Below are 16318 nucleotides of genomic sequence, written 5' to 3'. Positions count from 1 at the left end.
GAAAAACATAAATAGTCCGTAAGTCGCGGATGCCAATAGGAAAACGGTCGTGCTAGGGCTCTTCACTAAGAAAGCGAATACGCTGCTGGGGATTGATATCAGCTCGACTTCGGTCAAGCTCCTCGAACTGAGTCGCTCGGGAAGCCGCTACAAGGTAGAGGCTTATTCAGTCGAGCCGCTTCCACCTAACGCAGTGGTAGAGAAGAACATCGCCGAGCTGGAGGGGGTCGGTCAGGCGCTCTCTCGCGTGTTGGCCAAGGCCAAGAGCGGCGTCAAGACGGCTGCAGTTGCTGTGGCGGGTTCGGCTGTTATCACCAAGACCATCGAAATGGAAGCCGGTCTTTCCGAGGACGACTTGGAAAACCAGCTGAAGATCGAGGCTGATCAATACATTCCCTACCCGCTGGAAGAAGTCGCCATCGATTTCGAAGTGCAGGGGCCGGCGCCGCGTAACCCCGATCGGGTCGAGGTGCTGCTGGCTGCATGCCGCAAGGAGAACGTGGAGGTCCGCGAGGCGGCTCTGGCGCTCGCTGGGCTTACCGCGAAAGTGGTCGACGTCGAGGCGTATGCCCTCGAGCGCGCCTACGGACTACTGGAGGCGCAGTTGGGTGGCGGCCACGATGAGCTGACCGTCGCGGTGGTGGATATTGGCGCGACGATGACCACGCTCAGTGTTCTGCACAATGGCCGCACCATCTACACCCGCGAGCAGCTTTTCGGCGGCAAGCAGCTGACCGAGGAAATCCAGCGTCGCTACGGGCTGTCGGTCGAGGAAGCTGGTCTTGCCAAGAAGCAAGGCGGTCTTCCAGATGACTACGACAGTGAGGTTTTGCAGCCGTTCAAAGAAGCTGTCGTTCAGCAGGTTTCGCGTTCGCTGCAGTTCTTCTTCGCCGCCGGGCAGTTCAATGATGTCGACTACATCCTCCTGGCTGGCGGCACCGCGTCCATTCCTGATCTCGATCGGCTGATCCAGCAAAAGATCGGTACGCAGACGCTAGTGGCCAATCCCTTTGCCGATATGGCGCTGAGCAGCAAGGTCAACGCCGGTGCATTGGCCAGTGATGCGCCGGCACTGATGATTGCCTGTGGTCTGGCGATGAGGAGTTTCGACTGATGGCGCGGATTAACCTACTTCCCTGGCGTGAACAGCTGCGTGAGGAACGCAAGCAGCGGTTTTTGGTTACGCTGGTTGGTGTGCTCGTCGTGGCTGCTGGCGTTGTTTTTCTGGGCGACCAATTGCTCAACGGGGCAATTGATCAGCAGAATGCCCGCAATGAATTTGTAAGAAAGGAAATTGCAGTACTTGATGCCCGTATCAAGGAAATCAGTGAGTTGAAGACTCGCCGTCAGCAGCTGCTGGAACGGATGAAGATTATTCAGGACTTGCAGGGGAATCGCCCTGTTATTGGACGCGTCTTCGACCAACTGGTGCGAACTTTGCCGGATGGCGTTTATTTTTCCAGTGTGAAGATGGTTGGGAAGAAGATCGATATTCTGGGCGCGGCGGAGTCTAACAACCGAGTTTCCAACCTGATGCGTAACTTGGACGCTTCTGAATGGTTGAACGCGCCTAACCTAACTCAGGTCAAGGCTACAACAGCGGGGGCACTGGATCAGGCCAATGTTTTCCAACTGAGCGTGCAGCAGACTCAGCCTGCAGCAGAAGCAGTCGAGGGTAATCAAAAATGAGTCTGGCCGAATCCATCGATAGTCTGCGCAAATTCGATCTGAATGATCTTGATGTTAATAACGTAGGTTCTTGGCCTGGTGCCGTGAAGGGGGTGGTTTTTGCCTTGTTCTTCGTGGCTGTGCTTGGTGCGGGCTATTACTTCCATCTGAGTGATCTGCGTGCCGATCTGGATCGTGTTACATCGGAAGAGGAAAGCCTGAAGCAGCAGTTCTCTATCAAGGCATCTCAGGCGGCGAACCTTGAGGCCTATAAGGAGCAGATGAAGGAAATGGAGGTTCGCTTCGGTGCATTGTTGAGCCAGCTGCCCAGCGATACCGAGGTTCCTGGTTTGCTGGAAGACATCACGCGTACCGGGCTTGGCAGCGGGTTGGAGTTTGAGGAAATCAAGCTGCTTCCGGAGGTCACGCAGCAGTTCTATATCGAACTGCCGATCCAGATGGCGGTAGTGGGTGGTTACCATGACCTGGCTACGTTTGTCAGTGGCGTGGCGAGTCTCCCTCGTATTGTGACGTTGCATGACTTTGAAATTAAGCCAGTTGAAAAAGACTCTGCATCATCTACTTTGCGGATGAATATCCTTGCCAAGACTTATCGTTATAATGATAAGGGGCTGGAAAAATGAAGACATTTAAGTTGCTTTTCTTGGCCTGTTTGTCCAGTGGCTTGATTGGTTGTGGTGGTGGTGACTTCTCTGATCTCCAGGTATTTATGGACGAGGTTCGCTCCAGGCCAAAGGGCGATATCGAACCCTTACCTAAAGTCCCTCCTTATGAAGCCTTTATTTACGGGGCAGCTGCTTTGCGGAGTCCTTTTCAGCCTCCGGTCAAAGTTGACACCGTCAGTCGTGTCAAGGGTGCTCCGGAAGTTCGCCCTGACGAGAGTAGGGTCAAGCAATTTCTGGAAGGCTTCAATATTGAGGCGTTCGAAATGGTAGGGACGCTTTCGAACGATAGCGGCTTTTTCGCACTTGTCGGTGGCGCTGGTGGGGTTCACCGGGTCAAGGTCGGTGACTATTTAGGGCGAAACCATGGGCGTGTGGTGTCCGTGGACGAGGCCAAGATCGACGTAATAGAAATAGTGCCGGATGGTGATCAGGGTTGGCTTGAAAGGCCGCGAAGCCTAACGCTCAAAGAGCGCTCTTAACAGGCGGGAACAAATATGAAAAATAATTTTCAGTCTGCACAACGGAAGTATGTAATGAACAGCTCGTTCTCGCGATTCGGTCTTTCTGTTGCGGCCCTTTTAATGTCTCCGGCCCTGCTCGCGGCAAGCTTGAACAGCTTGGATGTCGCCGCTCTACCGGGAGACCGAGTTGAGTTGAAATTGACCTTCGATGAGCCTATTCCAGCGCCTCGAGGCTATACCATCGAGCAACCTGCGCGTATTGCCCTCGACTTGCCGGGCGTGTCCAATAATCTGGGCAGCAAGAACCGTGAAATAGGGACGGGCAACGCGCGTAGCTTGACTGTAGTTGAGGCCAAGGATCGCACTCGACTTATCGTCAATCTGACCAATCTGGCGCCATATACAACTCGCGTTGACGGCAATGCCCTGTTCGTAATTGTCGGGGATGGTCCGCTATCTTCTGCGGCGAGCGTAAGCTCTGCGTCGGTTGCAAGTCCTGCTCCTGTTGCGTCTGCGCCCACTGCTCGTGCTGTCGCAGGTGTTCGCTCGGTCAGTGATATCGACTTCCAGCGCGGCGAGCAGGGCGAGGGTAATATCGTGATTTCCCTGTCCGACCCCAAGATCAGCCCAGATGTTCAGGAGCAGGGCGGGAAGATTCGTATTGATTTTCCCAAGACTCAATTACCGGAGTCGCTGCGCGTGCGGTTGGATGTAAAGGATTTCGCCACGCCCGTACAATTCGTCAATGCCAGCGCTTCAGCTGATCGCGCGAGTATCGTTGTGGAGCCAACGGGCCTCTATGATTATCTGGTGTTTCAGGCGGACAACAAACTGACGATCAGCGTCAAGCCTCTTACTGAAGAAGATGCAGTTCGCCGTAAGGCGGATCGCTTCACCTACACAGGTGAAAAGCTTTCTCTGAATTTCCAGGACATCGATGTGCGTTCGGTGCTGCAGTTGATCGCCGATTTCACGGATCTGAACCTGGTCGCAAGTGACACGGTTCGCGGCAACATCACCTTGCGTCTGCAGAACGTGCCTTGGGATCAGGCCCTGGATCTGGTGCTCAAGACCAAGGGGCTCGATCAGCGCAAGGTCGGTAACGTGCTGATGGTTGCTCCGGCGGATGAGATTGCTGCTCGTGAACAGCAGGAGTTGGCCGTACAGAAGCAAGTGGCCGAGCTTGCGCCGCTGCGCAAGGACATCATTCAGTTGAACTATGCCAAGGCATCCGACATTGCCAAGCTCTACGAAGAGGGTTCTTCCGGCACGCTGAAGGATGATATGCGGGGCTCGGTGATTTTTGATGACCGCACCAACAGTCTCATCGTAACCCTGACTCAGGAGCGTATCGACGAATTGCGCCGCATCGTCACTCAGCTGGATATTCCGGTTCGCCAAGTAATGATCGAAGCTCGTATCGTCGAAGCGAATGTCGATTATGACAAGTCGCTTGGTGTTCGCTGGGGTGGGAACATCGGTTCTGGTAATTGGAATGCCTGGGGTAAGAATGGCAATCTCGAACTGGGCGAAGAGACCGATGGTGTTCAGCAGATCGATGTTCCGTTTAACACGCCCTTCGTTGATATGGGGGTGAACGGAAGCACCTCGGGCATAGGTATTGGCTTTATTACGAACAATACCGTCTTGGATCTGCAGTTGAGTGCGATGGAGAAGTCTGGTTCTGGTGAGGTTGTTTCTCAGCCGAAGGTCGTAACCTCCGACAAGGAAACCGCGAAGATCCTCAAGGGTACCGAAGTGCCCTATCAGGAGGCGAGTTCCAGCGGTGCGACCAGTACCTCCTTCAAAGAGGCGGCACTTTCGCTTGAGGTGACGCCGCAAATCACGCCCGACAATCGCGTTCTCATGGAGGTGAAGGTCACCAAGGATGCTCCTGACTTCTCTGTGGCATCTTCAACGGGTGGCATCCCTGCCATCAGCAAGAACGAAGTCAATGCCAAGGTTCTTGTGGCTGATGGTGAAACGATCGTCATTGGTGGTGTCTATTCCAACACCCAGTCCAAGTCAGTGGACAAGGTACCTTTCCTGGGGGATCTCCCTTTTATCGGGCGGGTGTTCAAGCGTGATCTGGTTCAGGACAGAAAGGCGGAATTGCTTGTATTCCTCACTCCGCGCATCATGAACAACCAAGCCATTGCCGTGAACCGATGACCTAAGTGCGGAATGTAATCCTCGTGGGCCCGATGGGAGCTGGAAAGAGCACCATCGGGCGTTTGCTTGCAAAAGAACTGCGTTTGTCTTTCAAGGACTCCGACAAGGAGATCGAGCAGCGTACCGGTGCCGATATACCCTGGATTTTCGATGTCGAGGGTGAGCAGGGCTTTCGTGAGCGGGAGCGGGCGGTGATCGCCGAGCTTTCGATGCAGGACGGTCTTGTGCTGGCGACTGGCGGCGGAGCGGTCATGCGTCCGGAGAATCGCCAAGCGCTGCATGCTGGTGGCCGAGTCGTCTACCTGCATACTTCGGTGGAGCAGCAGATCGATCGCACGTCACGTGATCGCAATCGTCCGTTATTACGCACGGCCAATCCGGCTCAGGTACTCAGGGATCTGATGGCCATGCGTGATCCTCTGTATCGAGAGGTCGCTGATATCATCATCGAGACGGACGAGCGGCCGCCGCGCATGGTGGTTCAGGAAATTCTCGCGCGTCTGGAAGCCTTGTCGCCCCGTTAAAGCGCGGGGCGAACTGCGCTATCCTAGTGGCCTTTTTATTCTGGGGGCCTCATGCAGACTCTTCGCGTCGATCTCGCCGAACGCAGCTATCCCATTTATATCGGTCAGGGGCTGCTGTCCCGCCCTGAACTGCTCGCGCAGCACATAGCAGGGCGGCAGGTGGCGATCGTGACCAACGACACCGTCGCGCCGCTGTATCTGCAAACGCTGCAGCAGGCTCTCGAAGGCTACAGCGTCACCTCTGTAGTGCTGCCTGACGGTGAGGCGTTCAAGAACTGGGAAACCTTGCAACTGATCTTCGATGGTCTGCTGAGTGCTCGACATGATCGCCGCACCACTGTCGTGGCGCTTGGTGGGGGCGTGATTGGTGATATGGCGGGCTTTGCAGCGGCCTGTTACCAGCGTGGTGTCGATTTCATCCAGGTCCCGACGACCCTGCTTTCTCAAGTCGATTCGTCGGTGGGCGGCAAGACTGGCATCAATCATCCGCTGGGCAAGAACATGGTGGGCGCCTTCTACCAGCCCAAGGCCGTTCTGATCGATACGAGCAGCCTGAATACCTTGCCCGCTCGTGAATTGTCGGCTGGCCTTGCCGAGGTCATCAAGTATGGCCTGATCTGCGATGAGCCTTTCCTGTCATGGCTGGAGCAGAATATGCCGGCCTTGCGTGTGCTCGATCAGCGGGCGCTTACCGAGGCCATCGAGCGATCCTGTGCGGCCAAGGCGCGTGTCGTCGGTGCGGATGAGCGTGAGTCAGGAGTGCGTGCCACTCTCAATCTCGGCCACACTTTTGGGCACGCCATCGAGACCGAGCAGGGTTATGGCGTTTGGCTGCATGGCGAAGCCGTTGCCGCTGGAACGGTGATGGCGTTGGAGATGTCCCATCGTCTGGGCTGGCTATCGGCGGCGGACCGAGACCGAGGTGTGCGCCTGTTGCAGGCTGCCGGACTGCCAGTGGTACCGCCGCGGGATATGACGCCTGAGCAGTTCCTCGAGCATATGGCGGTGGACAAGAAAGTGCTCGATGGTCAGCTGCGTCTCGTGTTGCTCAAGCGTTTGGGTGAGGCTGTAGTGACCGCCGACTACCCGCGTGAAATTCTCGACGCCACGCTGCGTAGCGATTACGCAGCGCTGGCTCAGTCGTCCAACTCTTGAAGAGTGATCCATGACCAGTTTGCATGCTGACGAAGCTTTCCTGGCGCATTACCAGTTCAGTCACGACCCCTTTGCGCCAAGAGTGCCTGGCTTCAAGTTCTTCCCGGCACAGAGAAAGCCGGTGCTGGGGCAATTGCATCATCTTGCGCGTTATAGCCAGCTGTTGCTGGCAGTGGTTGGTCCTGAAGGTAGTGGTAAGACTCTGCTGCGTCAGGCATTGGTCGCCAGCACCAACAAGCAGGCAGTGCAGAGCATTGTCGTTGCGCAGGGGGTCACCGGTAGCGAGGCGCTGCTGCGTCAGGTCGCTCAGGGGTTGTCCATTGCTCAGGCCGATGTGCGTTCGATTCTGGCGCAGGTTGGGCAGTTGGCGTTGACCGGGCAGGAGGTTTATCTGTTGGTCGACGACGCCGATCAACTGGATGACGCGGCACTGAAGGGCGTCCTGGCGCTTGCGGCGGGTAATGCCGAGGGGCGTCCGCATATCTTTCTGTTTGCCGAGCAGGATCTGTTGGCGCGCTTGGAAGCGTTGGCAGGTGGCGAGGAGTGTTATCACGCGATCGAGCTTCAGCCGTACGCTGAAGAGGAAACGCGCGACTACCTGGCTCAGAGGCTCGATGGCGCCGGCCAGAGTATTGATCTGTTGACCGAAGAGCAGATCGAGGACATTCATGTTCGTGCTCAGGGGTGGCCTGGGGCAATCAATCAGGAGGCGCGCGAGCTGCTGGTCGAGCAGATGCTCGCGCAGCGCTCGGCTGGTCGTGGTGCGGGCGGCGGTTTTGCCCTGCCGAAAAAGCATCTGTTGGCGCTGGCCGTCGTATTGGTCGGCGTTGCTGCTGCCTGGTTCATGCAGGGGCGCGAGTCTGCCGCGCCGGCGCCGGTGGCTAGCAATACGTCGCTACCTTTGCAGTCTTCCGCGCCAGCTGTGGAAGCTGAAGAGCCGGTGCAAGCGCCTGCTGCGGAAAGTCGCGCGCCAGCTATCGAGTTCGCGGGTGCCAGTCAGCCGCTGCCGTTGCCACTGGTGGGCGAGTCGCAGGCCGTTATTCGCCAGCCGTTGGCTGAGGCAGCAGGCGAAGAGTTGGATAACTTCGAGCCGCCTGTTTCGCCTGAGCCCTCGACAGTTACGCCGCCGTCAGCGCCAATCACTGCGGCACCGGCACCGGCACCGGCACCGGCACCGGCACCGGCACCGGCACCGGCACCGGCCAAGCAGCCTGAACCCGTTACCCCGAAACCACCAGCGCCAGCGCCGGTCCCTGCTCCCAAGCCTGCGCCCGTTCAGGCTGCGCTTTCGGGTGGAGCGACGAGTGGCTGGTACGCGCAGCAGCCGGCGTCCCGCTATGCCTTGCAGGTGGTCGGGTCGCGTTCGGAGGCCAATATTCAGGCGCTGGTGCGTGAGGGTGGCAGCGAATACCGTTACTTCAAGAAGATCCACCAGGGGCAGCCGCTGTATGTGCTGACCTATGGTAGTTTCTCCAGTCGCGACGCCGCTCAGGCCGCCGTGAAAACCCTGCCTGCCAAGCTGCAGGCCGGTAAGCCCTGGCCTCGCACCCTGGGCAGCATCCAGCAGGAAATGAGCCGCTAAGCGCTCTGTCTCAAGATGACTGCTTGGTCGTTAGCACGACCTTGCAGTCTTATCCTTCGTTTTTGCGACATAAATATTCACCCCCTCGTCACGAAAATTTGTGACGCCATGGGTGGATATGTACAATGACCTCCCTTTTGCCTATGCAAAGCTGGCCCGTGCCCGCTTTTCGGGTTTAAGTAATTGAATTAGAAAGTAATTTGCCTGAGGTCTAGGCAGCCTGGTGAGAGTTTCCCCTATGAAAGCAGGTTTGTACCGTCCTGATGAGTTCAAGGATAACTGCGGCTTCGGCTTGATCGCCCACATGCAAGGTGAGCCTAGTCATCACCTGCTCAATACCGCTATTGAGGCCCTCACCTGCATGACTCACCGCGGCGGTATCAACGCCGACGGCAAGACCGGTGATGGCTGTGGCCTGCTGATCCAGAAGCCCGATCAATTCCTGCGCGCCATCGCCCAGGAGCAATTCGGCGTCGAACTGCCTGCGCAATATGCCGTGGGCATGGTGTTCTTCAATCAGGATTCGGCCAAGGCCGAGGCTGCGCGCGAGAACATGAACCGCGAAATTCAGGCAGCCGGCCTGCAGTTGGTGGGCTGGCGCAAGGTGCCGATCGACACCAGCGTCCTCGGTAGGCTGGCGCTGGAGCGTCTGCCGCAGATCGAGCAGGTGTTCATCGGCGGCGAAGGTCTGTCCGACCAGGAATTTGCCATCAAGCTGTTCAGCGCCCGCCGTCGTTCCTCGGTGGCCAACGCCGACGACAGCGATCACTACATCTGCAGCTTCTCGCACAAGACCATCATCTACAAAGGCCTGATGATGCCGGCGGACCTGCAGCAGTTCTACCCGGATCTGGGTGACGAGCGCCTGCAGACCGCTATTGCGGTTTTCCACCAGCGCTTCTCCACCAATACCCTGCCGAAGTGGCCGCTGGCGCAGCCGTTCCGTTATCTCGCGCACAACGGCGAGATCAACACCATCACCGGCAACCGCAACTGGGCGCAGGCCCGTCGTACCAAGTTCGCCAACGAGCTGATCCCTGATCTCGACGAGCTGGGCCCGCTGGTCAACCGTGTCGGTTCCGACTCCTCGAGCATGGACAACATGCTCGAGCTGATGGTCACCGGCGGCATCGACCTGTTCCGTGGCCTGCGCATGATCATTCCGCCGGCCTGGCAGAACGTCGAGACCATGGACGCCGACCTGCGTGCGTTCTACGAATACAACTCCATGCACATGGAGCCCTGGGATGGCCCGGCCGGCGTGGTGCTGACCGATGGTCGCCATGCCGTGTGCCTGCTCGACCGTAACGGTCTGCGCCCGGCGCGTTGGGTTACCACCAAGAACGGCTACATCACCCTGGCGTCGGAAATCGGCGTGTGGGATTACCAGCCCGAGGACGTCATCGCCAAGGGCCGTGTCGGTCCGGGGCAGATCCTCGCCGTCGATACCGAAACCGGCCAAGTGCTGGACACCGAGTCCATCGACAGCCGCCTGAAGTCGCGCCACCCTTACAAATTGTGGCTGCGCAAGCATGCCCAGCGCATCAAGGCAACGCTGGAAGACCGCGACCACGGTTCGGCCTTCTACGACCCGGATCAGCTCAAGCAATACATGAAGATGTTCCAGGTCACCTTCGAGGAGCGTGACCAGGTGCTGCGCCCGCTCGGCGAGCAGGGTCAGGAGGCCGTCGGCTCCATGGGTGACGACACGCCGATGGCGGTGCTCAGCCAGCGCGTGCGTTCGCCTTACGATTACTTCCGCCAGCAGTTCGCGCAGGTCACCAACCCGCCGATCGACCCGCTGCGCGAAGCGATCGTCATGTCCCTGGAAATCTGCCTGGGCGCCGAACGCAACATCTTCAGCGAGTCGCCGGAGCACGCTACCCGCGTGATCCTCAGCAGCCCGGTGATTTCGCCAGCCAAGTGGCGTGCGCTGATGAACCTGGATCGCCCGGGCTTCGATCGTCATGTCATCGACATGAACTACGACGAGTCGCTGGGTCTGGAAGCGGCCGTGCGCAACATGGCAGACCAGGCCGAGGAAGCCGTGCGTGCCGGCAAGGTACTGCTGGTGCTGAGCGACCGTCACATCGCTCCGGGCAAGCTGCCGGCGCATGCCGCGCTGGTCACCGGCGCCGTGCACCACCGCTTGACCGAGAAAGGCCTGCGTTGCGACTGCAACATCCTGGTGGAAACCGCCACCGCGCGTGACCCGCACCACTACGCCGTGCTGCTGGGTTTCGGCGCCTCGGCGGTCTATCCGTTCCTGGCTTACGAAGTGCTGGGAGACCTGATCCGCACCGGCGAAGTGCTGGGCGATCTGTATGAAGTGTTCAAGTACTACCGCAAGGGCATCTCCAAGGGCCTGCTGAAGATCCTGTCGAAGATGGGCATCTCCACGGTCGCGTCCTACCGCGGTGCGCAACTGTTCGAGGCGGTCGGCCTGGCCGATGAGGTCACCGAACTGTGCTTCCGTGGCGTGGCCAGCCGCATCCAGGGCGCGCGTTTCGTCGACATCGAAAGCGAGCAGAAGCTGCTGTCCCTGGAAGCCTGGAACAACCGCAAGTCGATCCAGCAGGGCGGCCTGCTCAAGTTCGTCTACGGCGGCGAATACCACGCCTACAACCCGGACGTGGTGCGCACGCTGCAGGAGGCCGTGCAGCAGGGCAACTACGAGAAGTACAAGGAATACTCGAAGCTGGTCGACACCCGCCCGGTGTCGATGATCCGCGACCTGCTCAAGGTCAAGGAATCCGACGCGCCGATTTCCCTGGACGAAGTCGAGCCGCTGCAGTCGATCTTCAAGCGCTTCGACGCTGCCGGTATCTCCCTTGGCGCGCTGTCGCCGGAGGCGCATGAAGCGCTGGCCGAGGCGATGAACCGCCTGGGTGGCCGCTCCAACTCCGGTGAGGGCGGTGAAGACCCGGCCCGCTACGGCACCATCAAGAGCTCGAAGATCAAGCAGGTGGCCACCGGCCGCTTTGGCGTGACCCCGGAATACCTGGTCAACGCCGAAGTGCTGCAGATCAAGGTGGCCCAGGGCGCCAAGCCCGGCGAGGGCGGCCAGTTGCCGGGCGGCAAGGTCAACGGCCTGATCGCCAAGCTGCGCTATGCAGTGCCGGGCGTGACCCTGATCTCGCCGCCGCCGCACCACGACATCTACTCGATCGAAGACCTGGCGCAGCTGATCTATGACCTCAAGCAGGTCAACCCCAAGGCGCTGGTGTCGGTCAAGCTGGTGGCGGAAGCCGGTGTCGGCACCATCGCCGCCGGTGTGGCCAAGGCCTATGCCGACCTGATCACCATCTCTGGTTACGACGGTGGTACTGGCGCTTCGCCGCTGACCTCCATCCGCTATGCCGGTGCGCCGTGGGAACTCGGCCTGGCCGAAACCCACCAGACTCTGCGCGGCAACGACCTGCGCGGCAAGGTGCGGGTACAGACCGACGGTGGCCTGAAAACCGGCCTGGACGTGATCAAGGCAGCCATCCTCGGCGCCGAGAGCTTCGGCTTCGGTACCGCGCCGATGGTGGCCCTGGGCTGCAAGTACCTGCGCATCTGCCACCTGAACAACTGCGCTACCGGCGTGGCCACGCAGAACGACAAGCTGCGCAAGGATCACTTCATCGGCACCGTCGAGATGGTGATGAACTTCTTCACCTACGTCGCCGAGGAAACCCGCGAGTGGCTGGCCAAGCTGGGCGTGCGCAGCCTGGAAGAGCTGATCGGGCGTACCGATCTGCTTGAGATGCTGCCGGGCGAAACCGCCAAGCAGGGCAACCTGGATCTGTCGCCGCTGCTGGCCAGCGCGCATATCCCGGCTGACAAGCCGCAGTTCTGCCAGGTGCCGAAGAACCCGCCGTTCGACGAAGGCCTGCTGGCCGAGAAGATGGTGGAAATGGCCAAGGACGCCATCGCCGGCAAAACCGGTGGTGAGTTCGAGCTGAACATCGGCAACTGCGACCGCTCCATCGGTGCGCGTATCTCCGGTGAGATCGCGCGTGTGCATGGCAACCAGGGCATGAACGGCGCCCCGATCACCTTCCGCTTCAAGGGCACTGCCGGTCAGAGCTTCGGCGTGTGGAACGCCGGTGGTCTGCATCTGCGCCTGGAAGGCGACGCCAACGACTACGTCGGCAAAGGCATGACCGCAGGCAAGATCGTCATCACGCCGCCTGCCGGCAGCCCGTTCGCCACCGAGGACAGCGCCATCATCGGCAACACCTGCCTGTATGGCGCCACTGGCGGCAAGCTGTTCGCTACCGGTACTGCGGGCGAGCGTTTCGCCGTGCGTAACTCCGGCGCCCATGCCGTGGTGGAAGGCACCGGTGACCACTGCTGCGAGTACATGACCGGCGGTTTCGTCTGCGTACTGGGCAAGACCGGCTATAACTTCGGCTCGGGCATGACCGGCGGCTTCGCCTACGTGCTCGACATGGACAACGGCTTCTACGACCGCGTCAACCACGAACTGGTGGAAATCCAGCGCATCAACAACGAAGCGATGGAGGCCTACCGCAGCCACCTCGAAAGCGTGCTCGCCGAGTACGTCGAGGAAACCGGCAGCGAGTGGGGTCAGAACCTGCTGGAAAACCTGGACGATTACCTGCGCAAGTTCTGGCTGGTGAAACCGAAAGCGGCCAGCCTGAAGTCTCTGCTGTCCAGCACCCGTGCCAACCCGCAATAAGAATGCGCCTGAAGTGGTTTGATGAGGTAATGCAATGACTGAACGTCTGAATAACGACTTCCAGTTCATCGAAGTCGGGCGCAAAGACCCGAAGAAGAAACTGCTGCGTCAGCGCAAGAAGGAGTTCGTCGAGATCTACGACAACTTCAAGCCGGCGCAAGCTGCAGACCAGGCGCATCGCTGCCTGGGTTGCGGCAACCCCTATTGCGAGTGGAAGTGCCCGGTGCACAACTTCATTCCCAACTGGCTGAAGCTGGTGTCCGAGGGCAACATCCTCGCCGCTGCCGAACTGAGTCACCAGACCAACACCCTGCCGGAAGTCTGCGGCCGCGTGTGCCCGCAGGATCGCCTCTGCGAAGGTGCCTGCACCCTCAATGACGGCTTCGGCGCGGTGACCATCGGTTCGGTGGAGAAGTACATCACTGACACGGCGTTCGCCATGGGCTGGCGCCCGGACATGTCCAAGGTCAAGCCGACCGGCAAGCGTGTCGCGGTGATCGGAGCCGGCCCGGCCGGCCTGGGCTGTGCCGACGTGCTGGTGCGCAACGGTGTGACTCCGGTGGTGTTCGACAAGAACCCGGAAATCGGTGGCCTGCTGACCTTCGGCATTCCCGAGTTCAAGCTGGAAAAGACCGTGCTCAGCCGCCGTCGTGAAGTCTTCACCGGCATGGGCATCGAGTTCCGCCTGAACACCGAGATCGGCAAGGACGTAACCATGCAGCAGCTGCTGGATGAGTACGATGCCGTGTTCATGGGCATGGGCACCTACACCTACATGAAGGGTGGCTTCCCGGGCGAGGACCTGCCGGGCGTCTATGACGCGCTGGACTTCCTCATCGCCAACGTCAACCGCAACCTCGGTTTCGAGAAGTCGCCGGAAGACTTCATCGACATGAAGGGCAAGCGCGTCGTGGTACTGGGTGGTGGCGACACCGCGATGGACTGCAATCGCACCTCGATCCGTCAGGGCGCCAAGGCCGTGACCTGCGCCTACCGTCGTGACGAAGAGAACATGCCGGGCTCGCGCAAGGAAGTGAAGAACGCCAAGGAAGAGGGCGTGAAGTTCCTCTTCAATCGGCAGCCCATCGCCATCGTTGGCGAAGACAAGGTGGAAGGCATCAAAGTGGTCGAGACTCGTCTCGGTGAGCCTGATGCCCGTGGCCGTCGCAGCCCCGAGCCGATCCCGGGTTCCGAGGAGATCATCCCGGCCGAAGCCGTGCTGATCGCTTTCGGCTTCCGCCCGAGCCCGGCGCCCTGGTTCGAGCAGTTCGAGATCCAGACCGACAGCCAGGGCCGCGTCGTGGCGCCCGAGCAGTCGCAGTTCAAGCACCAGACCAGCAACCCGAAGATCTTCGCCGGTGGCGACATGGTGCGTGGTTCCGACCTGGTGGTGACGGCGATCTTCGAGGGCCGCAACGCCGCCGAAGGTATCCTCGACTACCTCGGCGTCTGATTCGTCTCGTACCTGCGCGGCTGCGACCTACCCGGTCGGTAGTCGCGCGGGTCGATGGCGAAGCTCTCCAGGCGTGAGCGCAGGGTCGTTGGCTTGAGCTCCAGCAACCGCGCCGCGCCGTCCTTTCCCGATATTCTGCCTGCGCAGGCTGTCAGCGCCGCGATCAGGTTTTCGCGCATCTGCCGGCGTTGCTCGCCCTGGGTAAAAATCCGCATTTCCTGTTCGATGGGCGGCTGCGACGGCGCATCGTTGCCGTTGTCGTTGGGCAAATCCAGGCGCAGCCGAGTGCCGGGCGAAATGATCACGGCGCGCTCGATCAGGTTCTCCAGCTCACGAATGTTGCCCGGCCAGGAATAGGCCTGCAGGCGTTGGATGTCGGCCAGGCGCAGGCTCGGCTCAGGGCGGTTGAGCTGGCGACAGGCGCGACTGAGAAAGTGCTGGGCCAGGGGCGGAATGTCTTCCGGGCGCTGGCGCAGTGGCGCCGACTCGATGGGGAAGACGTTGAGGCGAAAGTACAGGTCTTCACGGAAGCGGCCGGCGCGTACTTCCTGGCGCAGGTCGCGGTTGGTGGCGGCGATCACGCGTACATCCACCTGGCGGGTACGGTTGTCGCCGACCCGTTCCAGCTGCTGTTCCTGCAGCACGCGTAACAACTTGCTCTGCAGCTCCAGGGGAATTTCGCCGACCTCGTCGAGAAACAGCGTGCCGCCGTCGGCCAGTTCGAAGCGCCCGACGCGGTCGTTCAGCGCGCCGGTGAAGGCGCCGCGGATATGGCCGAAGAATTCGCTCTCGAACAGTTCGCGCGGTACCGCCGCGCAGTTCACCCGGATCAGTGGGCGACGACTGCGACCGCTGTTGTCGTGAATGGCGCGCGCGATCAGCTCCTTGCCGGTGCCTGACTCGCCGGTGATCAGTACGTTGGCGCCGGTGGGGGCGACCAGCTCGATCTGGTGGATTACCTGCTGCATGGCGGCGCTGCGCCCGACCAGGTCATGCTGGGCGTACTCGCCACGAATTTCCTCCTGCAGGTAGGCATTCTCCAGCTCCAGGCGTTGCTTGAGTTGCTGCACCTCGCTCAGTGCCTGGCGCAGCCGGCGCTCGGTTTCCAGGCGCTCGCTGATGTCGCGAAACACCACCACGGCGCCGACCAGTTCGCCGTCATCGCGCAGCGGTGTGCTGGTGTAATCCACCGGGATCGGCTTGCCGTCCTTGTTCCAGAACACCTCGTCGGCCACCTGATGCACTTCGCCGTCGTTGAAGGCGGCGTAGATCGGGCAGGTGTGGCCGTCGTAGGTGCTGCCGTCGGGATGGTGGTGGTGAATCAGGTCGTGAATGTTGTGGCCGATCAAGTCGTCGGCACGCCAGCCGAGAATACGCTCGGCCGCCGGGTTGACGAAGGTGGTCTCGCCATTACGGTTGACGCCGTAGATGCCCTCGCCAGCGGCGCCGAGGATCAGCTGATTCTGCCGCTCGAACTGGCGGAAGATGCGTTCCACGCCCTGCCATTCGAGCAGCCCCTGACGTTGATAGCGCTCGGCTTCAGCGAGCCCGCGCAGGGCGTCGAGGCGGCGGCGCTGTTGGATCAGCAGGCCGAGCAGGGTGGTGCCATCATGCTCCAGTCGGCTGCCATCGATTTCCACCTCCAGGCGCTCGCCGTCGCGACGCAGCAGTCCGAGGCCGTCGCGCCAGGCATTGCCGCGCACCTGCACTTCCTCGGTGAAGGTGACCAGTGCTCCAAGGTCATGCGCCCAGAGACGGCTGGCGCGCAGTGTGAGCAGCTCTTCCTGCGGCCAGCCGAGCAGGGCGCAGCAGGCTGGATTGGCATGCAGGATACGGTCGTGGGTCGGATCGATTACCAGGCTGGCGCTCTGCATGCGCTGTAGCAGCAATTGGCTGGCGGCATTTGGTTCGGGCATCTCGGGCCTCGCGG

11 protein-coding genes are annotated in these 16318 nt (G+C 60.2%); 10 read left to right on the top strand and 1 reads right to left on the bottom strand.

Annotation, left to right across the window (positions count from 1 at the left end):
* The first annotated feature begins 49 nt into the window (after positions 1–49).
* The 10 genes from INS93_RS03240 (at position 50) to INS93_RS03195 (ending at position 14388) form a co-directional block, all read left to right on the top strand.
* Positions 50–1114, top strand: coding sequence for a pilus assembly protein PilM (locus INS93_RS03240; RefSeq protein ID WP_160019102.1), 1065 nt, complete (start codon positions 50–52; stop codon positions 1112–1114).
* On the top strand, positions 1114–1689 hold the full coding sequence (locus INS93_RS03235; RefSeq protein WP_192980278.1) for a PilN domain-containing protein: 576 nt from the start codon (positions 1114–1116) through the stop codon (positions 1687–1689). The genes INS93_RS03240 and INS93_RS03235 overlap by 1 nt, the downstream gene beginning before the upstream one ends.
* The gene (gene pilO / locus INS93_RS03230) at positions 1686–2312 is read left to right on the top strand and encodes a type 4a pilus biogenesis protein PilO (RefSeq protein ID WP_160019104.1); all 627 of its coding nucleotides are present in this window, start codon (positions 1686–1688) and stop codon (positions 2310–2312) included. Before INS93_RS03235 ends, pilO begins: the two co-directional genes overlap by 4 nt.
* Positions 2309–2833, top strand: a complete 525-nt coding sequence (pilP, locus tag INS93_RS03225) for a type 4a pilus biogenesis lipoprotein PilP (RefSeq protein WP_160019105.1) — start codon at positions 2309–2311, stop codon at positions 2831–2833. Before pilO ends, pilP begins: the two co-directional genes overlap by 4 nt.
* Before the next feature lie 54 nt (positions 2834–2887).
* Positions 2888–4987 carry a type IV pilus secretin PilQ gene (pilQ, locus tag INS93_RS03220; protein ID WP_192980277.1) on the top strand — a complete coding sequence of 700 codons (2100 nt, stop codon included), beginning with the start codon at positions 2888–2890 and terminating at the stop codon, positions 4985–4987.
* A 5-nt stretch (positions 4988–4992) separates the two neighbouring features.
* On the top strand, positions 4993–5511 hold the full coding sequence (gene aroK / locus INS93_RS03215; RefSeq protein WP_192980276.1) for a shikimate kinase AroK: 519 nt from the start codon (positions 4993–4995) through the stop codon (positions 5509–5511).
* A 51-nt stretch (positions 5512–5562) separates the two neighbouring features.
* Positions 5563–6666 (top strand): 3-dehydroquinate synthase, encoded by a 1104-nt coding sequence (aroB, locus tag INS93_RS03210; protein WP_192980275.1) that lies wholly within the window; start codon positions 5563–5565, stop codon positions 6664–6666.
* Positions 6667–6676: 10 nt separating this feature from the next.
* Positions 6677–8248: an SPOR domain-containing protein gene (locus tag INS93_RS03205; RefSeq protein ID WP_192980274.1), complete on the top strand. Its 1572-nt coding sequence runs from the start codon at positions 6677–6679 to the stop codon at positions 8246–8248.
* Between the two features lie 238 nt (positions 8249–8486).
* Positions 8487–12935: a glutamate synthase large subunit gene (gene gltB, locus INS93_RS03200; RefSeq protein WP_192980273.1), complete on the top strand. Its 4449-nt coding sequence runs from the start codon at positions 8487–8489 to the stop codon at positions 12933–12935.
* A 34-nt stretch (positions 12936–12969) separates the two neighbouring features.
* Positions 12970–14388 carry an FAD-dependent oxidoreductase gene (locus INS93_RS03195; protein ID WP_017678548.1) on the top strand — a complete coding sequence of 473 codons (1419 nt, stop codon included), beginning with the start codon at positions 12970–12972 and terminating at the stop codon, positions 14386–14388.
* On the opposite strand, the gene INS93_RS03190 is transcribed toward INS93_RS03195, so the two are convergent.
* Entirely contained in the window at positions 14373–16304 is a 1932-nt protein-coding gene (locus INS93_RS03190; RefSeq protein WP_192980272.1) for a sigma 54-interacting transcriptional regulator, read from the bottom strand. The two genes, INS93_RS03195 and INS93_RS03190, sit on opposite strands and share 16 nt — an antisense overlap.
* Positions 16305–16318: the final 14 nt, after the last annotated feature.

Origin of the sequence: Pseudomonas sp. EggHat1, from assembly GCF_014892995.1 — a bacterium.
In the GTDB taxonomy this organism is placed as follows: Bacteria; Pseudomonadota; Gammaproteobacteria; order Pseudomonadales; family Pseudomonadaceae; genus Aquipseudomonas; species Aquipseudomonas chaetocerotis.
This window is presented reverse-complemented; position numbering and strand designations above follow the sequence as displayed.

Excerpts from the sequence above, each read along its gene's own strand:
- gltB (WP_192980273.1), top strand. The coding sequence starts at position 8,487 with ATGAAAGCAGGTTTGTACCGTCCTGATGAGTTCAAGGATAACTGCGGC.
- pilP (WP_160019105.1), top strand. The coding sequence starts at position 2,309 with ATGAAGACATTTAAGTTGCTTTTCTTGGCCTGTTTGTCCAGTGGCTTG.
- INS93_RS03205 (WP_192980274.1), top strand. The coding sequence starts at position 6,677 with ATGACCAGTTTGCATGCTGACGAAGCTTTCCTGGCGCATTACCAGTTC.
- aroB (WP_192980275.1), top strand. The coding sequence starts at position 5,563 with ATGCAGACTCTTCGCGTCGATCTCGCCGAACGCAGCTATCCCATTTAT.
- INS93_RS03190 (WP_192980272.1), bottom strand. The coding sequence starts at position 16,304 with ATGCCCGAACCAAATGCCGCCAGCCAATTGCTGCTACAGCGCATGCAG.
- INS93_RS03235 (WP_192980278.1), top strand. The coding sequence starts at position 1,114 with ATGGCGCGGATTAACCTACTTCCCTGGCGTGAACAGCTGCGTGAGGAA.
- pilO (WP_160019104.1), top strand. The coding sequence starts at position 1,686 with ATGAGTCTGGCCGAATCCATCGATAGTCTGCGCAAATTCGATCTGAAT.
- INS93_RS03195 (WP_017678548.1), top strand. The coding sequence starts at position 12,970 with ATGACTGAACGTCTGAATAACGACTTCCAGTTCATCGAAGTCGGGCGC.
- pilQ (WP_192980277.1), top strand. The coding sequence starts at position 2,888 with ATGAACAGCTCGTTCTCGCGATTCGGTCTTTCTGTTGCGGCCCTTTTA.